General features: G+C 34.9%; 27 protein-coding genes and 1 tRNA gene. 22 read left to right on the top strand and 6 right to left on the bottom strand.

Going from position 1 to position 24,850, the window contains the following annotated elements:
• Window positions 1–83 precede the first annotated feature (83 nt).
• Window positions 84–1,496, top strand: coding sequence for an efflux transporter outer membrane subunit (locus SFA27_RS03975; RefSeq protein WP_407296485.1), 1,413 nt, complete (start codon window positions 84–86; stop codon window positions 1,494–1,496).
• A 262-nt stretch (window positions 1,497–1,758) separates the two neighbouring features.
• Here the strand turns inward: SFA27_RS03975 and miaA are convergent, their stop codons facing one another.
• On the bottom strand, window positions 1,759–2,679 hold the full coding sequence (gene miaA / locus SFA27_RS03970) for a tRNA (adenosine(37)-N6)-dimethylallyltransferase MiaA (RefSeq protein ID WP_407296482.1): 921 nt from the start codon (window positions 2,677–2,679) through the stop codon (window positions 1,759–1,761).
• A gap of 178 nt (window positions 2,680–2,857) precedes the next feature.
• Between miaA and SFA27_RS03965 the strand changes: the two genes are divergently transcribed.
• The 4 genes from SFA27_RS03965 to SFA27_RS03950 all read left to right on the top strand — a co-directional run bounded on the left by SFA27_RS03965 (window position 2,858) and on the right by SFA27_RS03950 (window position 5,711).
• Window positions 2,858–3,715 carry a YicC family protein gene (locus SFA27_RS03965; RefSeq protein WP_047379005.1) on the top strand — a complete coding sequence of 286 codons (858 nt, stop codon included), beginning with the start codon at window positions 2,858–2,860 and terminating at the stop codon, window positions 3,713–3,715.
• Between the two features lie 86 nt (window positions 3,716–3,801).
• Window positions 3,802–4,368 (top strand): guanylate kinase, encoded by a 567-nt coding sequence (gene gmk / locus SFA27_RS03960; protein ID WP_407296479.1) that lies wholly within the window; start codon window positions 3,802–3,804, stop codon window positions 4,366–4,368.
• 109 nt (window positions 4,369–4,477) lie between these two features.
• A complete protein-coding gene (gene nadA, locus SFA27_RS03955; protein ID WP_047379009.1) occupies window positions 4,478–5,497 on the top strand; it encodes a quinolinate synthase NadA in 1,020 nt (339 codons plus the stop codon).
• 52 nt (window positions 5,498–5,549) lie between these two features.
• Window positions 5,550–5,711, top strand: coding sequence for a bacteriocin-like protein (locus SFA27_RS03950; protein ID WP_156118487.1), 162 nt, complete (start codon window positions 5,550–5,552; stop codon window positions 5,709–5,711).
• A 262-nt stretch (window positions 5,712–5,973) separates the two neighbouring features.
• Here the strand turns inward: SFA27_RS03950 and SFA27_RS03945 are convergent, their stop codons facing one another.
• The 4 genes from SFA27_RS03945 to SFA27_RS03930 form a co-directional block, all read right to left on the bottom strand.
• The gene (locus tag SFA27_RS03945) at window positions 5,974–6,183 is read right to left on the bottom strand and encodes a bacteriocin-like protein (RefSeq protein ID WP_047379010.1); all 210 of its coding nucleotides are present in this window, start codon (window positions 6,181–6,183) and stop codon (window positions 5,974–5,976) included.
• A gap of 66 nt (window positions 6,184–6,249) precedes the next feature.
• Window positions 6,250–6,447 (bottom strand): hypothetical protein, encoded by a 198-nt coding sequence (locus tag SFA27_RS03940; RefSeq protein WP_407296476.1) that lies wholly within the window; start codon window positions 6,445–6,447, stop codon window positions 6,250–6,252.
• A gap of 62 nt (window positions 6,448–6,509) precedes the next feature.
• Window positions 6,510–6,680, bottom strand: a complete 171-nt coding sequence (locus SFA27_RS03935; RefSeq protein WP_156118488.1) for a bacteriocin-like protein — start codon at window positions 6,678–6,680, stop codon at window positions 6,510–6,512.
• A 58-nt stretch (window positions 6,681–6,738) separates the two neighbouring features.
• Window positions 6,739–6,933 (bottom strand): bacteriocin-like protein, encoded by a 195-nt coding sequence (locus SFA27_RS03930; protein ID WP_047379013.1) that lies wholly within the window; start codon window positions 6,931–6,933, stop codon window positions 6,739–6,741.
• 334 nt (window positions 6,934–7,267) lie between these two features.
• Here SFA27_RS03930 and thrA point away from each other — a divergent pair, with 334 nt between their 5' ends.
• From thrA to SFA27_RS03880, 10 genes are all read left to right on the top strand, one after another.
• On the top strand, window positions 7,268–9,715 hold the full coding sequence (gene thrA, locus SFA27_RS03925; protein ID WP_407296472.1) for a bifunctional aspartate kinase/homoserine dehydrogenase I: 2,448 nt from the start codon (window positions 7,268–7,270) through the stop codon (window positions 9,713–9,715).
• 9 nt (window positions 9,716–9,724) lie between these two features.
• Window positions 9,725–10,651 carry a homoserine kinase gene (locus SFA27_RS03920; protein ID WP_047379016.1) on the top strand — a complete coding sequence of 309 codons (927 nt, stop codon included), beginning with the start codon at window positions 9,725–9,727 and terminating at the stop codon, window positions 10,649–10,651.
• 14 nt (window positions 10,652–10,665) lie between these two features.
• Window positions 10,666–11,970 (top strand): threonine synthase, encoded by a 1,305-nt coding sequence (gene thrC, locus SFA27_RS03915; protein ID WP_407296470.1) that lies wholly within the window; start codon window positions 10,666–10,668, stop codon window positions 11,968–11,970.
• Window positions 11,971–11,974: 4 nt separating this feature from the next.
• On the top strand, window positions 11,975–12,343 hold the full coding sequence (gene folB, locus SFA27_RS03910) for a dihydroneopterin aldolase (protein WP_047379018.1): 369 nt from the start codon (window positions 11,975–11,977) through the stop codon (window positions 12,341–12,343).
• 33 nt (window positions 12,344–12,376) lie between these two features.
• Window positions 12,377–13,741 carry a DUF4403 family protein gene (locus SFA27_RS03905; protein WP_264517003.1) on the top strand — a complete coding sequence of 455 codons (1,365 nt, stop codon included), beginning with the start codon at window positions 12,377–12,379 and terminating at the stop codon, window positions 13,739–13,741.
• A 42-nt stretch (window positions 13,742–13,783) separates the two neighbouring features.
• The gene (locus tag SFA27_RS03900) at window positions 13,784–14,293 is read left to right on the top strand and encodes an RDD family protein (protein ID WP_052184857.1); all 510 of its coding nucleotides are present in this window, start codon (window positions 13,784–13,786) and stop codon (window positions 14,291–14,293) included.
• Between the two features lie 58 nt (window positions 14,294–14,351).
• A tRNA-Cys gene (locus SFA27_RS03895) sits at window positions 14,352–14,422 on the top strand.
• 363 nt (window positions 14,423–14,785) lie between these two features.
• Window positions 14,786–15,055: a hypothetical protein gene (locus SFA27_RS03890; protein ID WP_047379022.1), complete on the top strand. Its 270-nt coding sequence runs from the start codon at window positions 14,786–14,788 to the stop codon at window positions 15,053–15,055.
• Window positions 15,056–15,686: 631 nt separating this feature from the next.
• Window positions 15,687–15,914 (top strand): hypothetical protein, encoded by a 228-nt coding sequence (locus SFA27_RS03885; RefSeq protein ID WP_047379023.1) that lies wholly within the window; start codon window positions 15,687–15,689, stop codon window positions 15,912–15,914.
• A 428-nt stretch (window positions 15,915–16,342) separates the two neighbouring features.
• Window positions 16,343–17,176 carry a glycosyltransferase family 2 protein gene (locus tag SFA27_RS03880; RefSeq protein ID WP_407296465.1) on the top strand — a complete coding sequence of 278 codons (834 nt, stop codon included), beginning with the start codon at window positions 16,343–16,345 and terminating at the stop codon, window positions 17,174–17,176.
• Window positions 17,177–17,621: 445 nt separating this feature from the next.
• On the opposite strand, the gene SFA27_RS03875 is transcribed toward SFA27_RS03880, so the two are convergent.
• Window positions 17,622–18,062 (bottom strand): hypothetical protein, encoded by a 441-nt coding sequence (locus tag SFA27_RS03875; RefSeq protein ID WP_047379024.1) that lies wholly within the window; start codon window positions 18,060–18,062, stop codon window positions 17,622–17,624.
• A 344-nt stretch (window positions 18,063–18,406) separates the two neighbouring features.
• Here SFA27_RS03875 and SFA27_RS03870 point away from each other — a divergent pair, with 344 nt between their 5' ends.
• The 7 genes from SFA27_RS03870 (at window position 18,407) to pyrF (ending at window position 24,827) form a co-directional block, all read left to right on the top strand.
• Window positions 18,407–18,961, top strand: coding sequence for a YMGG-like glycine zipper-containing protein (locus SFA27_RS03870; RefSeq protein WP_407296462.1), 555 nt, complete (start codon window positions 18,407–18,409; stop codon window positions 18,959–18,961).
• Window positions 18,962–19,015: 54 nt separating this feature from the next.
• On the top strand, window positions 19,016–20,650 hold the full coding sequence (locus tag SFA27_RS03865; protein ID WP_407296459.1) for an LIC_10190 family membrane protein: 1,635 nt from the start codon (window positions 19,016–19,018) through the stop codon (window positions 20,648–20,650).
• Between the two features lie 50 nt (window positions 20,651–20,700).
• On the top strand, window positions 20,701–21,771 hold the full coding sequence (gene aroC, locus SFA27_RS03860) for a chorismate synthase (protein WP_047379028.1): 1,071 nt from the start codon (window positions 20,701–20,703) through the stop codon (window positions 21,769–21,771).
• A gap of 17 nt (window positions 21,772–21,788) precedes the next feature.
• Window positions 21,789–22,352, top strand: a complete 564-nt coding sequence (locus tag SFA27_RS03855; protein ID WP_047379030.1) for a thioredoxin family protein — start codon at window positions 21,789–21,791, stop codon at window positions 22,350–22,352.
• A gap of 9 nt (window positions 22,353–22,361) precedes the next feature.
• Window positions 22,362–22,901, top strand: coding sequence for a TlpA disulfide reductase family protein (locus SFA27_RS03850; RefSeq protein ID WP_047379032.1), 540 nt, complete (start codon window positions 22,362–22,364; stop codon window positions 22,899–22,901).
• A gap of 83 nt (window positions 22,902–22,984) precedes the next feature.
• Complete coding sequence (locus SFA27_RS03845; RefSeq protein ID WP_047379034.1) at window positions 22,985–23,326, top strand: YkvA family protein; 342 nt, start codon at window positions 22,985–22,987, stop codon at window positions 23,324–23,326.
• A 121-nt stretch (window positions 23,327–23,447) separates the two neighbouring features.
• Window positions 23,448–24,827, top strand: a complete 1,380-nt coding sequence (gene pyrF, locus SFA27_RS03840) for an orotidine-5'-phosphate decarboxylase (RefSeq protein WP_407296455.1) — start codon at window positions 23,448–23,450, stop codon at window positions 24,825–24,827.
• The last annotated feature ends 23 nt before the right edge of the window (window positions 24,828–24,850 follow it).

The raw sequence follows: 24,850 nt of genomic DNA, 5'->3' as shown, positions 1-24,850 counted from the left end.
TAACTATTTTCTCCTACTAAAGACAATTTTTGCCTCAACAAAAACCTCTCTAAGTTTTGTATTCAACTAAAAGTTTAAAAACTATGAAACGAGTAAAAAATATTATTCTAACATTTGTGCTGGCAATCGGCTCTGTTTCGTGTGTGTCTAAATTGGCATACACGGAACCTGAGCTTCCTCTTCCGGAAAAATTCCAGTACACCGCAACTGCCGACACAGCCAGTATAGCCAATCTGGAGTGGAAACAGTTTTTCAGTGATCCTATTTTACAGGGATTGATTGAAAAAGGAATTAAAAATAATTATGACCTTCAGATCGCCTTAAAGCAGGTTGCTGCTTCACAGGAAAAACTGAAACAGGCAAAATATATGCAATATCCGGACGTTGGCTTCGGAGTAAGCGGACAGATTTCAAGACCTTCCAAAAACAGTATGAACGGGCAAAGCTTAAATTTATTTTTAGGATCAAGCCATGTTGAAGATTATAATGCAGCCTTTAACCTTTCATGGGAAGCGGATATCTGGGGGAAAATTAAAAACCAGCAGGAAGTTTCAAGAATGCAATATCTTCAGACCTATGAAGGTTCAAAAGCAGTTCAGACTCAAGTAGTAGCAGCAATTGCACAAGGGTATTATAACTTGTTAATGCTTGACAGACAATTAGCTATTGCAAAATCTAATCTGGAACTAAGCAGCAATACCCTGATGATTACACAGAAAATGTGGGAAAGTGGTGATAACACCTCTTTAGGAGTACAGCAGGCAGCCGCACAGAAACAGGCAACAGAACTTCTGATTGCTCAGCTGGAACAGAATATTGCTATTCAGGAAAATGCATTGAGTATTCTGACAGGCGAACTGCCTAACAAAGTAAACAGAACCATTGAAATGTCTGATACTTCATTACCTCAGAATATTTCCGCAGGGCTTCCGGCAGCTATGGTAAGCCGAAGACCGGATGTGCGCCAGCAGGAATTGGTTTTATTAGAATCCAATGCCATGGTAGGAATTGCTCAGGCGAATATGTATCCGGCATTGAAGATTACAGCCAATGGAGGAGTAAATTCATTTAAAATTGATAACTGGTTTCAGATTCCGGCTTCATTATTCGGATCCGTTTTAGGAGGAATTACCCAGCCTATTTTCCAGAAAAGACAATTAAAAACAGACCTTGCAGTAGCAAAAATTCAAAGGGAAAGAAATGTTCTGGCCTTCCGTCAATCGGTATTGAATGCTGTTGGAGAAATTTCTGATGCTTTGGTATCTAATGAAAATTTAAAAGTTCAGGAACAGAAAGCCACAGAGCAATCTACCACGTTAAAAGATGGAATTAAGAGTGCACAGCTTCTTTACAAAGGAGGTTCAGCCAATTACCTGGAAGTGATTACAGCACAGGGAAATTCCCTACAGGCAGAGTTGAATCTGGCTTCCATTAAAAGACAGAGATTAAGTAGCATTGTAGATTTATACAGAGCTTTAGGCGGCGGTTGGAAGTAGTAAATTAAATTATATTTGTTTTAAGATGCGGCTCTTTTCAGAGCCGCATTTTTTTTTAGTATAAAAACACCCTAATTAATTACCATCTGTACTGTCATTCTGAATGGAACAAAGTGGAATGAAGAATCTTTAAAAACAATCGATGAGATTCTTCCTTCGTCAGAATGACAAACTAAGCGCTTAGTTTCTCCTCGCACTATGTCATTCCGTAGAAATCTATATTTTAAAAACTCCTAAAGTCATTTAATAATGTAAAAGCATCTTATTTTTCAAACTCCTCCGCAATCCATTGAAGCAACTCTTCAAAATCCTTTTCAGAATATCCTAACTGTAAATAATGAATATCATCCGCCTTTCTGTACCATGTCAGCTGGCGTTTCGCATATCTGCGGCTATTCTTTTTAATTTCTGAAACCGCAAAATCAAGATCCCATTCTCCGTCAAAATATTTGAATAATTCTGCATAGCCCACAGTATTCAAAGCGGTCAGATCTTTGAACTTTTCAAGACCTTTCACCTCATCCAGCAAGCTATTTTCCATCATCATATCCACTCTGCGGTTGATTCTGTCATACAGTTCTTCTCTTGGGGCTTCTATTCCGATTCTGATGACATTAAAATCTCTGCCATTCTGAGAAACCGAAATATGTTCAGAATATTTTTTATCCGTTTGCCAGATAATATCAATGGCTCTCAACAGCCTGCGGTGATTGTGAATATCCACCACACTGAAATATTCAGGATCGAGTTCTTGTAAAATTTCCTGAAGTTTTTCTATTCCTGCCTGCTCCATAATAGTCTGAAGTTTCTCCTGATTTTCAGCATTCGCTTCTGGCAAATCATGCAGACCTTCTATCACAGCTTTTTCATACATCATGCTTCCGCCAACAAGAATTACGGTGTCATGCGTAGTAAAAAGTTCATTGAGTTTTTGAAGGGCATCTTCTTCGTACTGTCCGATAGAATAATAGTCTTCCACTGAAAGATTTCCGATAAAATGATGAGGTGCTCCAGCCAGTTCTTCTTCTGAAGGTGCTGCTGTACCTATTTTCATTTCTTTAAAAAACTGACGGGAATCACAGGAAATAATCTCCGTATTGAAATGCTGAGCCAAATCAATTGCCAATCTCGTTTTACCAATTCCGGTGGGTCCTACAACAGAAATCAAATTTTTCTTTTTCACAGCGCTAATTTACGAAAATGAGTTTATTTAATTGACTGGAAGATGGAGGCAGAAAGTGGGAAGATTATTATAAATATAAATTATATCTAATTTTAACTTCCAGCCTCCATCTTCCACCTATTCAACATTAACCAAACTATAGACTTAAATGTTTATCTTTGTAGAACAATAAAAAACTATGATTTTATCAATGACCGGATTCGGTAGAGCCGAAGATGTTTTTGAAGGAAAAAAAATTACTATAGATATTAAATCTCTGAACAGCAAGAGCTTTGATTTGAATATTAAAATTCCTTTACGTTATAAAGAAAAAGAATTTGAAATCAGAAAAATTCTTAACGATAGAATTATCCGTGGAAAAGTAGACTGTTACGTTAATATTGAGAATCTTGAGGAGTCCAATGATGTAAAAATTAATAAAAACTTAATTGACTCTTATATCAACGAACTTAGAAACATAGCTTCTGACGGACCCAATTTCGAATACCTTAAAATGGCGGTAAGACTTCCTGATGCCATTACGTCAAGGCCTGACGAGCTTACGGAAGGTGAATGGGAAGCATTGGCAAAAATTGTCAATAATGCCGTGGACAGATTTGAAGAATTCAGAAGAACTGAAGGCAGCATTCTACATGAAGAACTAAACAGGAATATTCAGAATATCGACAAATATCTTGGAGAAGTGATTCCTTTTGAGGAAGAAAGAATTGTAAGCGTGAAAGAGCGTTATCAGAAATCTTTGAAAGAATTTGAAAACGTAGATGAAACACGTTTTTACCAGGAAATGGCCTATTTTACTGAAAAACTTGATATCTCTGAAGAAAAGGTAAGACTTGCCCAGCACCTGAAATATTATAAAGAGGTAATGGACAATGAATCTTTCAACGGAAAAAAACTGGGCTTTATTTCTCAGGAAATCGGAAGAGAGATCAATACATTAGGTTCTAAAGCTAATCACGCAGAAATCCAGAAACTGGTAGTGATGATGAAAGATGACCTGGAAAAAATTAAAGAACAAACGCTAAACGTATTGTAATGATAGGTACGAGTTACGAGATGCGTGGTTGTCATTTCTAAGAAAAGAACCCGAAACTCGGACCTCGTAACCCGAAATTGTAAAAAATGGATAAAGTAATTATATTTTCAGCACCATCAGGGAGCGGAAAAACTACATTGGTAAAGCATTCACTGGAAATATTTCCGGAACTGAATTTTTCAATCTCATGTACCACAAGACAGCCAAGAGGAAGTGAAGTTCATGCAGTAGATTATCATTTTCTGACACCTGATGAATTCAGACAGAAAATTTCTGAAGGTGCTTTTGTAGAATATGAAGAGGTATATACTGACAAATATTACGGTACTTTAAAATCTGAAGTAGAAAAAATCTGGAATCAGGGAAAAGTAGTTATTTTTGATGTAGATGTAAAAGGAGGTATTTCGTTAAAAAAATATTTCGGTGAAAAAGCCCTGTCTATTTTTATAGAACCACCTTCCATTGAAGAATTGGAACGAAGATTGATTTCAAGAAATACAGATGATGCAGAAACCATAAAAACCCGTGTAGCAAAGGCAGAAGAAGAAATGTCCTACGCCAGCGAGTTTGACAAGATCGTTATTAATGAAGATCTTGATGCAGCTAAAATAGAAATAGAAAGTTTAATAAAAAGTTTTATAGAAAGAAACTAGAAGCTAGAAATTAGAAGTTAGTTTTTTAATTTCAGGAAAATTATCCTCATTTTATACTAACTTCTAATGTCTAATCTCTAACTTCTATAAAGAAAAAATTGAGGTTGATATGAGTACCGAAACATTAGAAAAAGCTAAATCTGCAATTCCTGTCAGAGGATTTCTGGATATTAAAGATATTGCTATTCCTCAGGGTGAAGAGCTTGTAAAAGCAATTCTTAAACTTAAAGAGGAAAAAAATGCTGTTATTCTTGCCCATTATTACCAGCCCGGAGAAATTCAGGATATCGCTGATTTCCTTGGAGATTCTTTACAACTGGCAAGACAGGCAAAAGATACAAATGCTGACATGATTGTATTCTGTGGAGTACATTTCATGGCAGAAGCAGCTAAAATTCTGAATCCAACTAAAAAAGTAGTTCTCCCTGACACTATGGCCGGATGCTCTCTGGCAGATGGTTGTTCCGGAGAAGGACTTAGAAAAATGCGTGAACAGCACCCGAATGCTTTAATTGCAACTTACATTAACTGTAACGCAGAGACTAAAGCAGAAAGTGATATTATCGTAACCAGCTCAAATGCTGAAACTGTAATAGAAGCACTTCCGAAAGACAGACCTATCATTTTTGCACCGGACAAAAACCTTGGAAGATATTTATCTAAGAAAACAGGCCGTGACATGATCCTTTGGGATGGAAGCTGTGTAGTACACGAAGCATTTTCAATGGAAAGAATTGCTCAGCAGCTCGCTGATAATCCTGATGCTAAGCTGATTGCACACCCCGAAAGTGAAGAAGCTGTTCTGAAACTGGCTCACTTTATCGGCTCTACTTCTGCCCTGTTGAATTATGTAGAAAAAGATGACTGTCAGAAATTCATCATTGCGACAGAAGAAGGAATTCTTCATGAGATGAGAAAACGTGCTCCTCACAAGGAATTGATTCCTGCATTGGTTTTTGATGAAAGCTGTAACTGCTCGGAATGTTTCTATATGAAACGTAATACAATGGAAAAGTTGTATTTATGTATGAAGTATGAACTTCCTGAAATTCTTATCGACGAAGAATTAAGATTAAGAGCACTGAAACCTATTGAGGCAATGCTAGATCTTTCTAAAAGTATAAAATAATTTTTTTGTTATTCAATATTTATTATATTTAGCATTTAAACTAATAATAAATATGAAAAATCTAAAAAAATTAGACAGAAGAAGTCTTAAAAATGTAAACGGTGGCGGCAGTAGTTGCAGCTTAAACTGTGAAATACATGAAACCTGCGGCCAAGGTTGTAATGGAGAATTAATCTGTGTACCAAGAGGAATGTACATTCCGGATAATTGTTAAAAAAATAAAGCACTGTTTTCACAGTGCTTTTTATTTTAGTCTGCAGTAATTGCAACAAAACAATCTGTGCTTACAACAACGCACATCCTGCAATTTTCGGACAATGTCCAATATGCCTCGCACGAAGGATCACTGGAAGAGCCTGGTCCAAAAACGAGATGCGTAGGACAGCCATCACATTTGGATACACCTGCTCCCTTCATCTGTTCCAAATCTCTTCTGTTCAATTTTTTTAAATTTTTCATAAAAGTCCGATTATCTTTTAAGAAACTCCTCCGTCCACACACTCCATACTTACTAACACACACATCTTACAGTAGTCAGGCAGTCCCTGATAAGCAGAACATGGATACTGATATTCAGGACCATCTCCAAATGTAGCGTGTTGTGGACATCCTGCACATCTTGACGGACCTGCTGCTCCGTTTAATTGTTCAAGTTCTTTTCTGTTTAATTTCTTTAAATTTTTCATAGTAGTTTTAATTAAATTTTGATTTTATGTTTTACAACAAATTGATGGTTTTTAAATAATATTTTTTTAGTCTTCCAGAACCATACAACTACCTGGTATTGATGGATCATAAGGGAAAAGGAAAAGACAAACTTTACGGCCTTTAAAATCTGTACATACCGCACATCCTTTTGGCCCGCAATCAAGGTCGACAGCACAGGTATCTCCTCCACCTCCAATAATAGCTCTTAGATTTTCTCTGTTTAATTTTTTAGAGTTTCTCATGGTAGTTTTAATTTTTAAATTAAGTTTTGATTTTTTTTATCCGATCGTGTAAGCAACAATACTTACAACATTGGTGCGTAACAGGTTCCTCCCGGTTTCAGCCAGCATCCCCATTTTCCACCTCCGCGGAAACATACAAATTGTTCACCACCACAGGCTTCAATCTGGATATCGGTAAATCCTCCGGTGATGCTTTTCTTTTCTTCACGTGATAATTTTTTAATTGTTTTCATAGCGCTTAATTTTAATATTAGAAATAAAGAATATTCTTTGTCTTTGCGTTACTAAAAATCAAGGACGATCAAAGCAGTCAATGCTTACCAATACTCTTCCTTTACAGCATTCTGGCAAAGCATGATAATCAGCACATGATCTTGGTTGACCCGGTCCGTATGGCCCGGCAGGACAATTTTCAAAACAGTTGTTTACATTCCCTCCACTGATCGATTTCAGATTTTGGCGGTTCAATTTCTTTAGATTTTTCATGATTATTTTGCTATTAGTTAATGTTATAAATGTAACATTTTTAATCAATTACAACAAATATATCTCTAAAAAAGGAAATAAATTTTATTATGTTAAAAGCTTGGCTGTTTCAAAATAAGTTGTACATTTGTTCTGTTACAATGAATTTATTAAGAAACATATCTGATATTTCTGCCCTGAAATTACCTATTTCAGGCATATCTTCTGTTTCTACATTCACAACTACAACAACTACCCCATAACGGGGTAAATTTTCACATATTATTTCCGGTACCCGTACTCTTTTTTTTAAAGAGTAGCCACTTCGTTATATCCAACTTCAAATAAATAATTGATGAAAGTTTTAAAATTCGGCGGAACATCAGTCGCCCATTCTCAGAATATTCTCCTGGTAGAAAAAATCATAAAAGATGAATCTTTAAAAAGCAAAATAGTGGTTATTGTATCAGCACTTCATGGCGTTACCGACCAACTGATCAAAGCTGCAGAATATGCTTCCGTTAAAGATGAAAATTATATTCAGATTATTCAGAATCTTGAAGAAAAACATATCAGCCTGGTCAAAGATCTTTTTCCTATCACAGAACAAAGTTCATTGCTAAGTTTTGTTAAAAAACATTTTAACGATATCGAAGACCTTTACAACGGAATCGCTGTACTTGGTGAACTTACCAACAGAATCAAAGATAAAATTGCCTCCTACGGAGAGTTTCTGTCTTCAAAAATCATTGCAGCAAGACTTCAGCATGGAGGACTAGACTGTACATGGATGAATTCGGCAGACCTTATCAGAACAGACAGCAATTTCACCAACGCAAAAGTAGATTTCAATTCCACAGAAAAGAATATTATCCATTTTCTGAATGAAAATCAGAACCGTATCCTTGTAGGGCCCGGTTTTGTAGCCCATGATGAAAAAAATAATGCAACAACATTAGGAAGAGGTGGTTCTGATTACACAGCTTCTATCATTGCATCTTCTATTCATGCAGAAGAGCTCCAGATCTGGACAGATGTAAACGGAATGATGACTGCTGATCCACGTTTGGCTTCCAATGCGAAACCTATTTCAGAAATTTCTTATCATGAAGCGATGGAACTTTCTCATTTTGGGGCGAAAGTGCTTTATCCGCCTTCCATTCAGCCTGTCATGGTAAAAAATATAAATCTTATCATCAAGAATACTTTTGATCCCGAAGCACAGGGAACTTTAATTTCCCACCAACTGAAATCTTCAGATAATGAAAAACAGATTGCAGTAGGAGTTTCAAATATGAATAATATTGCTCTGCTTACACTGGAAGGCAGCGGTATGGTAGGGATTCCGGGTATTTCAGCAAAATTATTCCAGTGTTTAAGTCATGAAAAAATAAATATCATCCTTATTACACAGGGATCTTCGGAACATTCTATAACGATTGCCATTGAAGAAAAAGAAGCTTTACGTGCTGAACATGCTATCAATTTATCTTTTGCAGATGATATCAATCTGAAAAGAGTGTGCGCAGTAAACATTGAAACAGAACTTTCCATTGTGGCTTTGGTTGGAGAAAGTATGAAAAGTAGAAGTGGTGTGAGCGCCAAAATGTTCGGATGCCTGGGAAATAACGGGATTAATATAAGAGCAATTGCGCAGGGATCTTCAGAAAGAAATATCAGTATTGTTATTTCAGAAAAAGACAGTAAAAAAGCAGTGAATGTACTTCACGAAGAATTTTTCGAGTCTGAAATTAAACAAATCCACCTCTATATCTGCGGAACAGGAAATGTAGGTTCAAAACTCATTCAGCAGATCTATGATCAGAATGCTTATTTAAGAGAAAACTTTTTAATCAATCTGAGAATTGCAGGAATTTCCAACAGCCGTCATATGATATTTTCAGATAAAGGAATATCACAGGAAGACTATCTTATCTGGAATCAACAGGGAGAAAAAGCGTCAGCGCGGGAATTTGCTGAAGAGATTATCCACCGAAACCTGAGAAACTCTGTTTTTGTAGATGTAACTGCAAGTGCTGATGTACCTGAAATTTATGAAAGTTTATTAAAAAGAAGCGTGAATATCGTGGCATGTAATAAAATTGCAGCCTCTTCAGATTTAAAAAAATATAAAACTTTAAAAAATACAGCGAGAAACCACAACTGTAATTTTTATTTTGAAACGAATGTAGGAGCAGGGCTTCCGGTGATAGGAACCATCAACGATCTCATCAAAAGCGGAGATCAAATTCAATCCATTCAGGCTGTTTTGAGTGGAACATTGAATTTTGTCTTTAATCATTATGACGGCAGCAGAACATTTTCTGAAGTCGTAGCCCAGGCCCAGCAGGAAGGTTATACGGAACCCGATCCAAGACTTGATTTATCGGGAACTGATGTAGCAAGAAAGATTTTAATCCTGGCAAGAGAATCCGGATATCCGCTTCAATTCGAAGAAATTGAAAATGTAGGTTTTCTTCCTGAAGAATGTATGCAGGGAAGCGTAGGTGATTTTTATGAAAAGCTTACAGCATATGAAGATCATTTTAAAAATTTATTGAATAATGCTAAAAATGAAGGCAAAATATTAAAATACGTTGCAGAGTTTGAAGATGGTAAAGCAAAAGTAGGTTTACAGCATATCGCTCCTGATAGTGATTTGTTTCATCTTTATGGCAAAGACAATATTGTCATTTTTAAAACCCTCAGGTATTCCGAGCAGCCATTGGTAGTAAAAGGAGCCGGGGCCGGAGCTGATGTAACGGCAAGCGGAGTTTTTGCAGATATTATTCGTTCTATTTAAAATACAATTATGAAAAAAGTAAAATTAAAAGTCCCGGCTACCGTTGCCAACTTGGTCTGCGGATTTGACATTCTGGGAATGGCTGTCTATGATCCATATGATGAGATGGAATTCAGGTTACTGGAAACTCCTGAAATTATTATAAAGCATATTGATTCTTTCGGACTTCCTGAAGAAGCTTCCAAAAATGTTGCGGGTGTTGTTCTATTAAAAATTCAGGAATATTTTAATCTGAAGAATGGTTTTGAAGTGATTATCCGTAAACATATAAAACCTGGAAGCGGGCTCGGCTCCAGTGCGGCAAGTGCCGCCGGAGCCGTCTTTGGAGCCAATATATTATTAGGAAACAAATTATCAAAAGAAGAAATGGTGTATTTTGCCATGTTTGGAGAAGAACTGGCTTCAGGAGTTCGTCATGCAGATAATATTGCTCCGTGTATCTATGGGGGAATTACCCTGGTAAAATCCACCAACTCTATTGATATCATTCCTCTGAACAGTCCTGATTTATTTGTAACGGCAGTACATCCGCAGGTGGAAGTCAAAACTTCAGATGCAAGACAGATTTTAAAGAAAAATATCAGTTTAAAAAGCGCTGTAGAACAATGGGGAAACATAGCTGGTCTTGTAGCAGGAATTCAGAAAAATGATTATTTATTGATTGGCAGAAGTCTTAACGATGTCATTATAGAACCAATCCGCAGTATTCTGATTCCAAAATTTGACAAGATAAAAGCAAAAAGCTTACAATTGGGTGCTTTAGGAGGGGGAATATCTGGTTCAGGACCTTCTATTTTTATGTTGTCCGAACAAAAAGAAACAGCAGAAAAAACTGCTCAGATGATGAAATCAGTGTATGATGAAATTGAGATAGAAAATCTGATATACGTTTCAAAAATAAATCCGAACGGAATTCAAATCGTTGAAGAAGCTTAACTATAAAAACAGAAATGAAATATTATAACTTAAAAGATTCTCTGGAAAACTTTGATTTCAGAGAGGCAACAATAAAAGGTCAGGGAAAAGAGAAAGGATTATTTTTCCCTGAAAACATTCCACAGTTTAATGAAGAATTTATTCAGAATATTCATGATTATTCTCATGAAGAAATTGCGTACCAATGCATGAAAGATTTTGTGGGAGATGAAATTCCTGCAGAGATACTAAAGGAAATTGTAGCTGAAACCATCAGTTTTGAAATTCCTCTGGTAAAGATCAACGAACAGATCTCCATATTGGAACTGTTTCATGGTCCTACCCTTGCCTTCAAAGATATTGGTGCAAGGTTTATGAGCCGTTGTCTGTCTTATTTTCTGAAAGATCAACAGAAGAAAGTCACTGTTCTTGTAGCCACTTCCGGAGATACCGGAGGTGCTGTCGCCCATGGGTTTTATAAAATTCCGCAGATTAATGTAGTTATTTTATATCCCAAGAACAGGGTAAGTCCGGTTCAGGAGAAACAGTTGACCGCATTGGGAGAAAATATTTCTGCATTGGAGGTAAAAGGTAGTTTTGACGACTGCCAGAGCCTTGTAAAACAGGCTTTTTCAGATGAAGAAATCAATAGTCAGTTATTTCTGACCTCAGCCAATTCCATCAATGTAGCGAGATGGCTTCCCCAACAGATTTATTATTTAATAGCATTGAAACAATGGATTCAGCACCATAAGAAACAACCGGTAATCTGTGTTCCGAGTGGAAATTTCGGAAATATCTGTGCCGGAATTCTGGCTCATTTCAGAGGTCTCCCCGTCAGCCATTTTATTGCTGCCTGTAACGCCAATCAGGTAATTCCTGATTATTTTAAAACCCAAAATTATCAACCGCAAAAAGCAGTTGCTACCTTATCTAATGCTATGGATGTGGGAGATCCAAGCAATTTTGTAAGGATTTTAGAACTTTTCGGACATCAGTTTGAAGCTTTAAAGAACAAAATATCTGCATATTCCATTGACGATGATGAAACAATGAATATCATCACAGAAGTCTATAAGAAATACGGATATATTCTGGAGCCTCACAGTGCCGTAGCCTTTGCTGCAATGAAACAGTACTTGCAGGAAAATCCTGAACAAAAAGGATTTATTCTGGGGACTGCACATCCGGTAAAGTTTCCTGATGCAGTGGAAAAAGCCATTCATACTCAGATTGAAATTCCTGAATCGTTGAACAATCTTATGAAAAAGGAGAAAAAAACTGTAGAAATAAATTCAGATTTTGAAGAATTAAGACGATTTTTGCTTCATAAAATATGAGGCAATGAGCAAAATATATCTTGAAGATGTACGAATATATGCGTACCATGGTGTACTTCCTGAAGAAAATATTATCGGGACGTATTATATTCTGAATGTAGAACTTCATACTGATCTGTGGAAAGCAGCAGAATCCGACGATTTGCATGACACCATAAGCTATGCAGACATCAACGATATTCTTCACAAGGAAATGAAAATAAAATCCAAATTACTGGAACATGTTGCAGGAAGAATCATCTCAACAATCCACAACAGCTTTCCACAGATTGATTATATTAAATTAAAAATCACCAAAACTGCCCCGCCTATGCAGGGAGAAATGACAGGTGCCAGCATTGAGCTGGAAAAAAGCTTTAAACCGGAAAATTAAAATTCTTATTTTCGTTCATTAAAAACATACAAATTGAAATTCGTTAAAATATTATTTTTAGTAATAGGTATCAGCGCTTTTGGTCAAACCAGTGTTGATAATCAGCTGGCGGCCTATAATTTCCCAAAGATAAAATCCAGTATTACAATGCCTGTAACGATTCCTCTTTCGGAACTGAGCAATATGATCAATGCTTCTGTGAAAGACCTCGTTTATCAGGATGACTCTTATACTGACAATAATAATGATCAGTTTAAAGTAAAAGTATGGAAAACCAGACCTATTCGTCTTGTTGGCGGAATCAGTCAAAATTTACTGATTGAAGTTCCTTTAAAAATATGGGCAGAAAAAGGGATCGGAACTTTGGGAGTATACACTTATCAGAATACTACTTTCGAAACCGTAATGTCATTCAATACAACAGTTACTTTTAAGAATAACTGGACCATTACCACCAATACACAACCCAATGGCTTCAGATGGGTAACAAAACCCGTTCTCGATTACGGAAGAATACAGATTCCCATTACCTCTATTGTTGAAAAAAGTTTAAAAGAGCAGCAGGAAAAATTCTGTAAGACGATAGATCAGCAAATGGCTACACAGCTGAATTTCCAGCAATATGCTTTAATGGCCTGGAATACATTTCTGCAGCCTTTCAATATATCAGAAGAATATAATACATGGCTGAAAGTAAGCCCGGTGGGAGTGAATATTACTCCTTTGAAATTTTATGGAAATCAGATCAATGCTACGCTTGGTGTTGATATTTATTCCGAAACTTTTACAGGAAATAAACCTGTAGCTTCTTCACCTGTAACCAGCGTTGCCAATTTCAATTCCACTCCTACTGTTGCGGATAAATTTATTTTACAGACTACAGCCAATATCCCTTTTACAGAGGCAAGCAATATGGCAAGAAAAACATTTCTGAATAAAGAATTTGATATCCGCGATTCTAAAGTGAAAGTAACAGACATCAGAGTATATGGCGTTGATAACAGAGTGGTGATTGAGGCTCAGACCGATGGTTATATAAAAGGTACCGCTATTATTTCCGGGATTCCGGTGTATGATGATGCAAAAAGAAAAATTGTTTTATCTGAGACCAAATTTAAACTGAAAACGACCAACATTCTTCAAAAAACAGCTTCTCTCCTATTCCAGGGAAAAATTGTAAAAATGATTGAAGAAGAATATGGTATTCCAACCCAGGAACTGGAAGAAACATCAAGAAAAAGTATTGAAGAAGCTTTTAATAAAGAATATTACAAAGGGTTAAAGATGAACGGGAAAGTCTTCAATCTGAAACCTAGCAAAATTCTACTTAGCAATACCGGAATTACAGCCGTGATTGATACAAATGCTTCATTAAAATTACTGGTCAACGGATTTTAACCTTCAAATAAAAACTAAATTAAAAAACTAATAACCTTAAACATGAGAAAATATCTAGTCGTTGTAGACAGAAACAGAGCCCAAAAGGGGGTAAGACTTGCTAATTTTATTATTGACAGACTTGTCATTACTCTTACCTTTCTTACTTTTGGATTTATTGCTGCCTTAATATTCAATCTTACCAATAATGATTTTTTCATTAATCTTGCTTATAAAATGTCAGAAGTAAATAGATTTCTGGATATACTGATAACCTCTTTAATCTATTTTATGTACACTTTTCTTATAGAATATTTTACAAAAGGCAGATCCGTTGGTAAGTATATTACCGGAAGTAAAGTCATTTGTATCGATGGTACTGAGCCTACTTTCAATGATTATCTGATCAGAAACATTTCCAGAATTGTTCCTTTTGATGCCCTTTCTTTTTTGGGAGAAAATGGCTGGCATGATAAATGGAGTGAAACAAGAGTTATTAACATTAAAAATTATCAAGCTGAAATTCAAGCAAAAAGCGAAATCGAGGCTCTTGGGAATAAAGAAATTGCTTAAAAACTTTTGTTCATAAAGAAATTTTGCTATATTTGCACACCTCAAAAATGGTAAAAATGGTACTTTGGCCGAGCGGCTAGGCAGTGGTCTGCAACACCATCTACAGCGGTTCGAATCCGCTAGGTACCTCAGAAAAACCTCTAAGTTATTTAGAGGTTTTTTTATTTCTAAAAAAAATCAAAAAATACAATCATTTGCTTCTTTCTTTTTACATATATAGAGTAATTACATGTAGATTTTTATATTTGTGAAAAATATCCTACTATATAAAGAACTTCGCCATGTTTTTATCAATATCAGCAACACACATTATAATTTCAGCAATTGTATTATTATTCATCTTCTTCTGTACTATTTATGTTTTTTACAGACTAGTAAAAAACACTGTTAAAAAATGGGCTAAAGAAGCGGAAGAAAAACAATAGCTCTCAACTTAATTTTAAATAAGACTTTAAAATAATTGTATATTAGTAAGACTAAAATCAAATACTGATGATACAATTTACTCCTGAAGAAAAAAATCTGATACAGGCTGCTATACAATACGAAAAAGAAATACAGGACAGATCGGATGATGAAGAAATAGAATACGTAGAAGAAATAGAAGAAGAAATTCAAAAAGACAATGTTTTTATTTCAAGAAGGCATATTGATTCAATTATAATTTATTTAGGATATTTACTCGACAGAAAAGACCAATATGACAGTGGACAAATACTTGCTCTAGAAAGCAAATTAGATAATTTATCCAACTTACCATAATAAATATCCCTGCTCTTTGGCAGGGATATTTATTTTAAACCCATAAACAGTTATCATCACTTTTCATTCATTGATCACTTTTTAAACAATCATCCTATTTTAATTTATAAAACAAGCTCTTCATTTTACAGGAGTTTGATAAATAATGCAAAAAGGCGAATAGTAAGCTATCTTACTCAGGCATAAAGGATTAATCAATTTGCATTTATCAGCAGCTTCATATTAAAAACAAAAAATCCTCGGAAATTCCGAGGATAAAAACTAATAACCATGAAAACTCAAATTAAACATGAGTTACATTTCTATATCGAAAAATCGTGCCAAGAATGCCAATTTTGAGAAAAAAAAACAATTTACGCTGGCTGTATCAATTTTACAATTTTAGCATTTTAACCCGATTTTATTGATGCTTTAAAAACCACTTCATAATTATTTATAATTAATTAAAATAAATATAACATGCCGGTAAAAATATTAAAAATAAAATAATTTACAATTTGGTAAAATAAAATTCACATTCGGAAAATAAAAATTTTCAAATATTCAGTCAGCTATCAAAAAAAACTAAATCAAACATCAAATTGGCATAATTTATTCTTCATATAAATCAATCCAATAAATTTAAATCATCATGGCACAAAGAATTTTTAGTAAGAAAGATTTCACAAAAAGCAATGAAAAAGAATATCAGTTGGAGTACAAAGTAAATGAAATAGGTAAAGGTTCTGATCTCATTGTAGAAAGGTTAACTGAAAAAGGAGACTATGAAATAATTCAAGCTCCCTTGCGAAAATCAAACGACAAAGTATTTATCATTTGGGATGTCCCATTTGACGGCAGAATACTCTTTGATCTTTAAAGTATTTTGAGGTTTACTATATGAAAAAGCCCCCAAAAATGGAGGCCTCAAAAAACACAAATGATGAAAAAAAATTTTATATCAGAGATAAAAATTATTTTATCTATTAATTCTTAACCAAAGATATAGCAGTCTTTTTTTTTATTTTATGAGTACAATCATAAAATTATTATTTCTTTTAAATATTAAGCTATCCAGCTACCAGACAATATTTCTCAAAAAAAGACAATAAACAAATAATGTTTCAATCCCTATTTTTCCAGCCCTAATCAAATATTTCAAAGCCAGTTCACTGACAAACAGCATTTAAAATATAATTCACCTTATACATTTCTAAAATATAGTAAAAAATTTCAAATACATTATGATTGAGGTTATGTTTTTCACATATATTATGTTGTAATTTCGCTTCATTAATTCAAAAAATCGTGATAAATTTTTCTATACTTATAGCAAACTATAATAATGGAAAGTATTTTAAGGAATGCTATGAGTCATTAATCAGCCAAACCTACGAAAATTGGGAAGTGATTATTGTTGACGACGCCTCTACAGATGATTCGGTAGAGATTATACAGTCTCTTATCCAGAATGATCCCCGCTTCAAACTCTATCATAATGCAACGAATAAAGGTTGTGGCTTTACAAAAGCCGCCTGTATGAAATATGCTCAGGGAGATTTGTGCGCGTATTTAGATCCTGATGATGCACTTTATCCGGAAGCATTGGAAAAAACAGCCCAGGAATTCGTTGACAGAGATGATCTTGCTGCCGTTTATTCCCAAATGATGCTATGTGATGAAAACCTTGCTCATAAAAGAGTATATGCCGGCACCAAGCAGATTTACAATAACCGTCATTTTTTCAACTGTCCAATTCAGTTTGCACATTTCTTTGCATTTAAAAAAGAAATCTATTCAAGAACAACAGGGATTAATCCGAGTTTAAAAAATGCAGTAGATCAGGATCTGTATTTAAAAATATTAGAACAGGGAGAAGCTAAATTCATCAGAGAACCTTTATATTTATACAGGCTGCACTCCAATGGAATTTCCCAGGATAAAGCTAAGCTAAGCGCAAAAGAATCGTTTGCCAGAGTGATACATGAGACGATGAAGAGACGGGGAATCAAATCTATCAATAACCAGATTGTTCCTGAGGCTTTCACCAATTCACAGGAAATTTATGACCTCCTTAGTTATCAGACTAAAAAGGTGCACCGGTTAATCAGTAAAATAAAAGTCACCCTAGATAATATATAAAAACAAAAGACTCCTCGAAACGAAGAGTCTTTTTGGTAAAATATGGAATGAAAATGTTCTTATACCCAAAGATACAATCTCCCTTTCAATTATTATATGAGCAGAATCATAAAACTGAACAAATAGAAACGGCCTCCTGATGGAGGCCTAAAAAACACAAATGATGAAAAAAATCTATTTAGAAAAATCCAAACAGAATATCGTAGAATCATTCAGCATAATTGCTATTATTACATTTCTTTAGCAGAAGAATATAATAAAACAGAGAATGAATACTTTCTATAAAAATCAAAGATGGAATAAATTTATGCAATTATAGTAATTAATTATTTTATTTAATATAAAATCTATAAAAACGAAATAAAAAAATACAAATAATCATTTAATCATTAAAAAAAACCTCACTTTAAAGAAAGTAAATTTAGGTATTTTTTTGCTTACAAGTCTACTCCTCCCAAATGATCGGAATATACACCGTAATATATCCATCAGAATCTACCTGTGCGTCAGAAACCGTAGCAATTACCGTTCCATAACCTACCCAGCCACCTTGTCCCTGCATAGCAGAAAAAGTATAAGTTCCTGCCGGAAGACCATTATAATATTGTGGTACCGACTGAAACCCACCACTGTAATAGGTATCATACACTTCTCCGGTAACCATGTTTTCTGCAAGAAAACTTCCTACATCATAATTTCCGGAAAGAATTTTCGCCCCGCTTTTTGAAAGAAGACCATAACGGATCTTATAAGTCTGAGTCTTTGGTGTGGTATCAGCTATTTCTGAACAGTTTTTATTGTTCTCTACTATTTCATTAGAGGAAAATGATGTTACAACAGCCAGCAGTCCGATACATGCTGACACTGTAAAAATTGATTTTTTCATATTAAAAAGTAATTTGGTACTCAAAAGTAATCAACTTATATGAATTGAGTAAAAACTATCAATGAACTAAAATTTACAAATACAAATTCCGGAACTACTTGAAATACTAATGATATATTTACTTAAGGAATCAATTTTCCTTTCTAAAGAATATTTTAACATAAAATCAAATTTCAATATCAAACGCATAAAATCCCCATCAATAATACAAAAGTGAGCAGCATTTAAAATTAATTCACTTTTCTCTGATCAATTTTAACACTCATTAACTAAATTTTGGCTTCATAATTGAAAATATATTTAAATCAAAGTCGTTTTGGCTTTACCTTATTAAAATTTGAATTATGAGAAAGATAGTATTAGCAGGTTTTTTATCCGTCTTTTTGATGACGGCCTGCAAGAAAGACGACAGCGTTGCCGAGAAATCACTGGAAGCACAGAAACTTGAATTTCAGGCCAGACAACTGGAAATAGAAAAACAGAAGCTGGCTATTGAAAAAGAAAAGATGGTCTATGAAGCTCAGAAAAAAGCAGACAGCATATCTGAAACCAAAAAAGCAAGAGTTGCTGCTGAAAATAATTCAAGACCACAAGTTATCAGAGAAACAAGAACAATATATAGAGACAGAAACTCAAATTCCGGTTCATCAGGAAGCAGCAATGGAAGTTATGCCAATAACGGAAGTGGAACTTCACAGGGAACTACTCAGAAAAAAGGATGGAGTAAAGCTGCTAAAGGAACTGTAATTGGTACTGTAGGTGGAGCCGCTGCCGGAGCCCTGATCGCTAAGAAAAACAGAGGACTGGGAGCTGTAATTGGTGGTGTTGTAGGTGGTGCTACAGGATATACCATTGGTAGATCACAGGATAGAAAAGACGGAAGGGTACAACCCCGTTAATAAATATTTTCACAATAAATATAAAGATTGCTTATTTTTAAGCAATCTTTTTTTATGCTATTGATTCTGTTTTCTTCAATTTTCATCATTCCTGTATTAATGGGTTGGGGAAAAATCATTGAAAATGTATCAGAGATTTTATTTCAGGGAATCTCAGGAAAAATTCTATCCGGAATTCTGGGAATAAGCCTGGTATGGACAGTTCTTTCTTTTTTTTATCCTCTAAATATTTATGTAGAAACAGCTTCAATACTATTGGGATTATTATTTTTCTTTAAAAACAGGCTCTACCAGGAGTTCTATCAGTTTTCAAGGAAAGATTTTGCATTATTGAGCGCGGGCTCTCTTATTATTATTTTTGCAGGTTCATTTTATCCTTATATATTAGATCATTTCGGGTATTATATTCCCACGCTGAAATGGCTTACAGAATATGGATTGGTAAAAGGAATTTCAAATGTAGATCTCACACTGGGGCAAATGTCTGTCTGGCATATTTTTCAGGCTGGGTTTTCCAATTTTTCTGATCCGTTTTTAAGAATCAATGCTGTATTACTGATTATTTACACCATTTATATCATCGAAAGAAAAAACTGGATACACCTTTGTTTTCTACCGGTTTTATTATTGTTTTCACAATCTCCAAGCCCGGATCTTCCTGTTATTATTTTTTCATTGATCATCTTAAATGAAATGATAGCCGGCAACAGAAATACAACCCTCCTTTTTGCTTTTTCAGTTTTTGTTTTTGCTATAAAACCTACGATGATATGGCTGCCCATATTAGTATTTTCAAGTTCTGTTTTTATTTTCAAAAACAATTTCAAACCACTGCTGTTAGGAATTCTGATTCTCTTCCTTTTCTTTATTAAAAATATATGGACATTTGGTTTTCCCATTTTCCCCATAGCAATAGGTGATCTGGATGTATCCTGGAAACCCAATCCGGAAGTTTTGAAAACCTCCTCCCAATTTGCTGTCATGAAGACGTATGATATGCAGTACACCTATGAAAACATTCAAAAATTTTCAACGGCAGATCATATTAAAAACTGGTTCTCTCTTGAAGGAATCAAATCAAAAATCAACATCCTCTTTATACTGAGTCTAATTATTTTCTCTGTATTTGCCTGGATAAAAAAGAAAAAACTCATCACCCTGATCTGTATTTCTTTGCTGATAAAAAGTATATTGATCCTTGCCTTTTCCGCTCAATACAGATTTTTCATAGATGTTTTTTTTGTGATATTCTTTGTTCTGTTTCAAGAATATTTTAATCGCAAGAAATCCATTATTGTCTTTTCGGTTTTAAGCTTATTTTTTATTTCAATGTTATCTTTTCCGGCATTGATTCAAAAATATATTCCGAGCTTCAGAGTGGGAAGTTTTATGACAGGTTTTGAAAAAGAACAGCTTTATAAGCCTTCAACCTACGAATACCATCAGTTTAATACATTTAAAATCGGGAATTTTAAATTTAATGTTTCTCACAATTATCCTTACAGTTTTGATACTCCTCTTCCTGCCGTTACCCCATTCTATATTTTTGATGATGTAAAAGCGGGTATTTTCCCTCAACTTTTAGACAAAAATGATCTCAAGAAAGGATTCATCTGGAAAAAAATGACTTCAGAAGAAAAAAAGGAAGCCCAAAAGGTTATCAATAATATCAAAAACAGTGATAAATAGAACAAATCCAGAAACTTTATTATCTGAAGAAAAAAAGGTAATTTTGTATTATGTTCAACACATTAGGTAATCTTCTTAGTCTTACAACATTTGGAGAAAGTCACGGAGTGGCTTATGGCGGTATCATCAATAATTTTCCGGCAGGTTTAACGGTAGATCTCGATAAGGTTCAATACGAACTGAACCGAAGAAAACCTGGCCAGTCAGCAATTGTTACTCAAAGAAAAGAAAGTGACACAGTAAAGTTTCTTTCGGGAATCTTTGATGGAAAAACAACAGGTACCCCAATTGGTTTTATCATTGAAAACGAAAATCAGAAATCGAAAGATTATGATCATATTGCAGGGGCCTATCGTCCAAGTCATGCGGATTTTACCTATGATCAGAAATTTGGTTTCAGGGATCATCGCGGTGGCGGAAAATCTTCAGCAAGAGAAACTATGAACTGGGTAGTTGCTGGTGCACTTGCCAAGCAGCTTTTACCAAACATTGAGATCAATGCTTACGTTTCTTCCGTGGGTGATATTTTCTGTGAAAAACCGTACCAGGCATTAGATTTTTCCCAAACAGAAAGCAATGATGTCCGTTGTCCTGATGCTGAAACTGCTGAAAAGATGATTTCAAGAATCAAGGAGATCAAAAAAGAAGGTAACACTATTGGAGGAACCATCACCTGTGTGATTAAAAATGTTCCCGTAGGAATTGGTGAACCTATATTTTCAAAACTTCAGGCTGAACTGGCAAAAGCAATGCTGAACATCAATGCCTGCAAAGGATTTGAATATGGAAGCGGCTTCTGCGGAGCCAAAATGACGGGAAAAGAGCACAATGATGCTTTCAATACAGACTTCACTACAAAATCGAACCTTTCTGGAGGTATCCAGGGTGGAATTTCCAACGGAATGGATATCTATTTCCGTGTAGCATTCAAACCTGTAGCCACTATTCTAAGACCTCAGGACAGCATAGATAAAGACGGAAATCCTGTAATCGTAGAAGGAAAAGGACGTCACGATCCTTGTGTAGTTCCAAGAGCAGTTCCTGTAGTGGAAAGCCTTGCTGCATTTGTATTGGCGGACCTGTTTCTGATCAACAAAACAAGAAATATCAATAATTTTTAACATAAATATTTTTGGTAATGAAAAATTACTGGGATAAAGGAATTTCTTTTGAGGAATACCTTCAGATTGCAAAAGAAAGATTAGAGAATCCTGCCAACCAACAGGAAGCTGAATATAAACAATATTATGAGCTGGGTCTTCAGAGAATGGACCGAACGGTAAAAAAATACGTCCCGGATGAAGATCAGCTGAAAGAACTAGCCACAAAAAACTTTGACGGAAAGATTTTAATCATTTCTGAAGCATGGTGCGGAGATGCAAGCGCAACAGTTCCGGCTGTCTTCAGATTTTTTGAAGGACACAATGAAGTAAAAGTTTTTCTTAGAGACAGTGATAAGAGCTTAATCAACCAGTTTCTGACTAATGGTACAGAATCTATTCCTAAGGTACTTATTCTTGACAAAGACCTGAATGTAAAAAATTCATGGGGCCCACGTCCAAAATATGGATATGAGCTGTTGATGAAATATAAAGCTGATCCTGAAACGTATCCAAAAGATATGTTCTACAATGATCTGCAGATATATTATGCTAAGAACAGAGGAAAAGATGCTGTTCAGGAAATTTTAGATCTTCTATAAAAAAGAGATATGAAAAAAAGCATCATTTATCTTGTAATCATTGCCATCATTGGTGTTATTGCGTTTGTACCGGGAATAAGAAACTTCCTGAAGGATACGTTCTTTCCCGTTGCAACCATTGAAAATGCCGTACATATCAGTGAAGAGGATTACGATATAGAACTTAAAGGAATCAATGCGCCAAGCACCAATCTTAAAAATTTTAAGGACAAAGGTATTTTTCTGAACTTCTGGGGAACCTGGTGCCCGCCTTGCAGAAAAGAATGGCCTTCTATTCAGAAACTATATGATACCAGAAAAGATCATGTAGATTTTGTATTGATTGCTATGAATGACAAAGAAGAAGATGTAAGAAAGTTTTTGAAAGAAAACAACTACACTGTTCCTGTTTATATTGCTCAAAGCCCTATTTCTGAGAAAATTCTTCCCAAGGTATTCCCCACCACTTTCCTACTGGATAAGCACGGAAGAATCCTTATTAAAGAGGACGCTACAAAAGACTGGAACACAGAGACTGTGCATCAGTTCATTGACAATATTATCAAATAATATTTTAACTAAATTTTATAATTTGTTGGTACAGGATTTGTGAAATTTATAGCGTTGAAAAATTTATTAAATCCAAACACAAAATGAAATATTCAAAATTAAATCTTGCAAAAGAAGCCATCAGTCACAAGGGCTTTATAAAAAAGATCCCTGATATTTTCAGAATGGTCAAAATGTGGAGAAAAGGAGTCTATCCGATGAGATCCATAGACATTATTCTTCCTTTACTGGGAATTTTATATGTACTCTCTCCTATTGACCTGCTTCCTGAATTTGTGATACCAGTACTTGGAGTCATGGATGACCTGGCAGTATTGTCACTTACCATTCCTAAGCTCATCAAAGAGGTTGACAAGTTTTTATTATGGGAAGCTGAACAAAAATACAGCGGCGCTCAAGTGATTGATGCTGAAATCGTAAAATAATAGTTTATTATATTTTTCACACCATCCTGGTCAATCCGGGGTGGTTTTTTATTTACAAATGAACGATAAATTTTTAAGCCTTATTTCAATTGCTTAAATTTGCAGTATCTAATAAAAAATAATGGAAAGTAAAAAAGAATTCTTCTTAGAGTGCTACAAACTAGGCATCATCAAATTTGGTAGGTTTACCTTAAAAAGTGGTATTGAAAGTCCTTTTTATGTAGACTTAAGACCTTTGGCTTCAGATCCTAAAATTTTGAAAAATCTTGCTAATTATTTACTGGAAATGCTTCCATTGGATAATTTTGATTTAATCTGTGGAGTTCCTTATGCTGCTCTTCCTATGGCGACTGCAATGTCTCTGGAAAGCTACATTCCATTAATTATTAAAAGAAAAGAGGCTAAAAGCTATGGTACAAAAAAACTGATTGAAGGAATTTATCAGAAAGGACAAAACTGTCTTTTGGTAGAAGATGTAATCACATCAGGAAAATCTTTGTTAGAAACTATTCCCGAAATAGAACAGGAAGATCTTAAAGTTTCTGATATTGTAGTGGTATTGGACAGAGAGCAAGGTGGAAAACAACTATTGGAAAGCAAAGGATATAGAGTACACACTCTTTTCAATATTTCAGAAGTATGTAATATTCTTCAGGAAACTGGTGAATTGTCTGATGAAGAAGTAAAAAGAATTCAGGACTTCCTTCAGGGGAATCATATTCAGTTTGAAGAGGAAACCAGATCTTCTTATGAGCAGAAGCTTCAGACTACACAACATTCCGTTTCAAAAAAATTACTGGAAACAGCTTTAGCAAAAAAATCTAACCTTATTGCTTCTGCAGATGTTACCACTACACAGGAGTTATTGGAGCTTGCTGAAAAAGTAGGCCCACATATTATTGCTTTAAAAACGCATATTGATATTATTTCTGATTTCGATTACGAAAAAACAATCACTCCTTTAAAAGCCATCGCTGCAAAACATCAGTTTTTATTGATGGAAGACAGAAAATTTGCTGACATTGGGAACACGCAGGAGCTTCAGTTCACGAGTGGAGTTTTCAAAATTACCAATTGGGCAGATTTCGTAACATCTCAGGTTATCGGAGGTTTTGAATCATTAGACTGCTTTCATAATGTAGGAGTGGTAGCTATTGTAGGAATGTCTTCTAAAGGAGCTCTGACTTCTGCAAGCTATCGTGAAGAAGCTTTAAAAGTAGCTTTATCTCATCCCAATGTAATAGGTGGTGTATCTCAGAACAAAATTCCGGAAGATCTTTTATTATTTACTCCAGGGGTAAATCTTGCAGATTCAGGAGATGGTAAAGGGCAGCAGTACAATACACCGGAACATGTTTTCAAAACGCTGCATACAGATTTTATCATTGTAGGAAGAGGAATCTACAAATCTGATAATCCTGAAGCATCTGCGATTACTTATAAGACAGAGGGTTGGAACGCGTATATTAATTCTTTGGAAAAAAAAGCAATTCAGGGTTAAAATCCTATAAAGTATATACAAAA

It is taken from the genome of Chryseobacterium sp. HR92 (genome assembly GCF_045689405.1).
GTDB classification, from domain to species: domain Bacteria; phylum Bacteroidota; class Bacteroidia; order Flavobacteriales; family Weeksellaceae; genus Chryseobacterium; species Chryseobacterium viscerum_A.
This window is presented reverse-complemented; position numbering and strand designations above follow the sequence as displayed.

Excerpts from the sequence above, each read along its gene's own strand:
- SFA27_RS03875 (WP_047379024.1), bottom strand. The coding sequence starts at position 18,062 with ATGAAAAAATCAATTTTTACAGTGTCAGCATGTATCGGACTGCTGGCT.
- SFA27_RS03940 (WP_407296476.1), bottom strand. The coding sequence starts at position 6,447 with ATGAGAAACTCTAAAAAATTAAACAGAGAAAATCTAAGAGCTATTATT.
- SFA27_RS03870 (WP_407296462.1), top strand. The coding sequence starts at position 18,407 with ATGAGAAAGATAGTATTAGCAGGTTTTTTATCCGTCTTTTTGATGACG.
- SFA27_RS03865 (WP_407296459.1), top strand. The coding sequence starts at position 19,016 with ATGCTATTGATTCTGTTTTCTTCAATTTTCATCATTCCTGTATTAATG.
- pyrF (WP_407296455.1), top strand. The coding sequence starts at position 23,448 with ATGGAAAGTAAAAAAGAATTCTTCTTAGAGTGCTACAAACTAGGCATC.
- SFA27_RS03945 (WP_047379010.1), bottom strand. The coding sequence starts at position 6,183 with ATGAAAAATTTAAAGAAATTAAACAGAAAAGAACTTGAACAATTAAAC.
- thrA (WP_407296472.1), top strand. The coding sequence starts at position 7,268 with ATGAAAGTTTTAAAATTCGGCGGAACATCAGTCGCCCATTCTCAGAAT.
- SFA27_RS03850 (WP_047379032.1), top strand. The coding sequence starts at position 22,362 with ATGAAAAAAAGCATCATTTATCTTGTAATCATTGCCATCATTGGTGTT.
- folB (WP_047379018.1), top strand. The coding sequence starts at position 11,975 with ATGAGCAAAATATATCTTGAAGATGTACGAATATATGCGTACCATGGT.
- SFA27_RS03965 (WP_047379005.1), top strand. The coding sequence starts at position 2,858 with ATGATTTTATCAATGACCGGATTCGGTAGAGCCGAAGATGTTTTTGAA.
- SFA27_RS03885 (WP_047379023.1), top strand. The coding sequence starts at position 15,687 with ATGGCACAAAGAATTTTTAGTAAGAAAGATTTCACAAAAAGCAATGAA.
- SFA27_RS03950 (WP_156118487.1), top strand. The coding sequence starts at position 5,550 with ATGAAAAATCTAAAAAAATTAGACAGAAGAAGTCTTAAAAATGTAAAC.
- SFA27_RS03920 (WP_047379016.1), top strand. The coding sequence starts at position 9,725 with ATGAAAAAAGTAAAATTAAAAGTCCCGGCTACCGTTGCCAACTTGGTC.
- thrC (WP_407296470.1), top strand. The coding sequence starts at position 10,666 with ATGAAATATTATAACTTAAAAGATTCTCTGGAAAACTTTGATTTCAGA.
- SFA27_RS03935 (WP_156118488.1), bottom strand. The coding sequence starts at position 6,680 with ATGAAAACAATTAAAAAATTATCACGTGAAGAAAAGAAAAGCATCACC.
- nadA (WP_047379009.1), top strand. The coding sequence starts at position 4,478 with ATGAGTACCGAAACATTAGAAAAAGCTAAATCTGCAATTCCTGTCAGA.
- aroC (WP_047379028.1), top strand. The coding sequence starts at position 20,701 with ATGTTCAACACATTAGGTAATCTTCTTAGTCTTACAACATTTGGAGAA.
- SFA27_RS03930 (WP_047379013.1), bottom strand. The coding sequence starts at position 6,933 with ATGAAAAATCTAAAGAAATTGAACCGCCAAAATCTGAAATCGATCAGT.
- SFA27_RS03900 (WP_052184857.1), top strand. The coding sequence starts at position 13,784 with ATGAGAAAATATCTAGTCGTTGTAGACAGAAACAGAGCCCAAAAGGGG.
- SFA27_RS03890 (WP_047379022.1), top strand. The coding sequence starts at position 14,786 with ATGATACAATTTACTCCTGAAGAAAAAAATCTGATACAGGCTGCTATA.
- SFA27_RS03845 (WP_047379034.1), top strand. The coding sequence starts at position 22,985 with ATGAAATATTCAAAATTAAATCTTGCAAAAGAAGCCATCAGTCACAAG.
- SFA27_RS03975 (WP_407296485.1), top strand. The coding sequence starts at position 84 with ATGAAACGAGTAAAAAATATTATTCTAACATTTGTGCTGGCAATCGGC.
- SFA27_RS03855 (WP_047379030.1), top strand. The coding sequence starts at position 21,789 with ATGAAAAATTACTGGGATAAAGGAATTTCTTTTGAGGAATACCTTCAG.
- gmk (WP_407296479.1), top strand. The coding sequence starts at position 3,802 with ATGGATAAAGTAATTATATTTTCAGCACCATCAGGGAGCGGAAAAACT.